Below are 1,586 nucleotides of genomic sequence, written 5' to 3' on the forward strand. Positions count from 1 at the left end.
GATACTGTTGAAAAACTCATTGTTGCAGGCGCTTGGGACGCATGATTCAATCCTCTGAGTGATTTGGCAGGGGATCAGGCGATGATGGGATTTCAGGCGGCTCCGGCGCAGCTCTTCTATGATTTCAGCCTCGATGAGCACGTGCCGGCCGATCATCTTCTGCGCCGGATCGACAACCACCTGGACCTCGATAGCGTCCGCACGCAGTTGAATCCCTACTACAGCAGCACGGGTCGGCCCTCGATCGATCCAGAACTGATGATGCGAATGCTGATCATCGGCTACAGCATGGGCATCCGGTCGGAGCGCCGGCTGTGCGAGGAGGTTCATCTCAATCTCGCCTACCGTTTGTTCTGCCGGCTGGGACTGGACGGCAAGGTACCGGACCATTCCAGCTTCTCAAAGAACCGTCATGGGCGGTTCAGGCAAAGCGATATCCTTCGGCATCTGTTCGAGACGGTGGTCGAGCGCTGCCTGGCGCAGGGGCTGGTTGGCGCTGAGGGCTTTGCCGTCGATGCCAGCCTGATTGCTGCCGACGCCAACAAGCAGCGCTCAGTGCCCGGCTCGGAATGGAGTGTCCAGGAGGCGAAGGATAATGCTGGGCGTTCCGTGCAGGAATATCTGGCGGTCCTCGATGATGCCGCCTTCGGAGCGGCTTCGCAGGTGATGCCGAAGTTCATTTCCCCGTCGGACCCGGCAGCCCAATGGACCGGAGCACATAAAGGCCACGCCTTCTTCGCCTACTCCACCAACTATCTGATCGACACCGACTATGGCGTCATTCTCGATGTTGAAGCCACCCGTGCCATCCGCCAGGCGGAAGTTGGCGCATCCCGCACGATGATCGACAGAACCGAGATCCGCTTTGGCTTGAAACCGCGCTATGTTGTGGCGGACAGCGCCTACGGCTCTGCCGACAATCTGGCCTGGCTGGTCAAACACAAGAAGATCGCGCCGCACATTCCTGTGTTCGACAAATCGCACCGGACGGACGGGACCTTCTCGCGTTCAGACTTCACCTGGGACGGTGAGAATGATCGCTACATCTGCCCGGCAGGCAAGGAACTGAAGCAGTTCCACCGAACCTATGAGACCGCCAGATCAGGGATCACGAGCGAGGGCACCCGGCTTTACCGGGCCCGCAAGAAGGATTGCGATGCCTGTGAACTCAAACAGCGTTGCTGCCCGAATGCAGTTGCTCGCAAAGTCCCACGCGATCGCAATGAGGATGCGCGCGATGTCGCAAGAGCTATCACAGAGACACCGGATTACGAGCGTTCGCGGCATCGGCGCAAAAAGGTGGAAATGCTCTTTGCCCACCTCAAGCGAATTCTAAAAATGGCGCGACTGAGGCTGCGAGGCCCATGCGGTGCACGCGATGAATTCCTTCTCGCTGCAACAGCACAAAATCTCCGAAGGCTGGCAAAGCTCAGGCCTTCACGCCTGCCAACGGCCGCCATGGCAATTTGATGGCCTGCGGCACACTCCCATCAGCCGCGTCAGAGTCAGGGCCGCCTTGCAAACGTCCTGAAAAACCTCGCGCAGAGCGTCGAGGATGCTCAAACTCCGAGTTTTTCAACGATATC

The 1,586-nt window shown here is 58.6% G+C and carries 1 protein-coding gene; it reads left to right on the top strand.

Annotation, left to right across the window (positions count from 1 at the left end; translation table 11 throughout):
* Positions 1–81 precede the first annotated feature (81 nt).
* A complete protein-coding gene (locus tag FHS21_RS30335) occupies positions 82–1,470 on the top strand; it encodes a transposase (protein WP_183665860.1) in 1,389 nt (462 codons plus the stop codon).
* Positions 1,471–1,586: the final 116 nt, after the last annotated feature.

Source organism: Phyllobacterium trifolii, assembly GCF_014192095.1.
In the GTDB taxonomy this organism is placed as follows: Bacteria; Pseudomonadota; Alphaproteobacteria; order Rhizobiales; family Rhizobiaceae; genus Phyllobacterium; species Phyllobacterium trifolii.

Coding starts and splice junctions, on each gene's coding strand:
- FHS21_RS30335 (WP_183665860.1), top strand. CDS start 82: ATGATGGGATTTCAGGCGGCTCCGGCGCAGCTCTTCTATGATTTCAGC.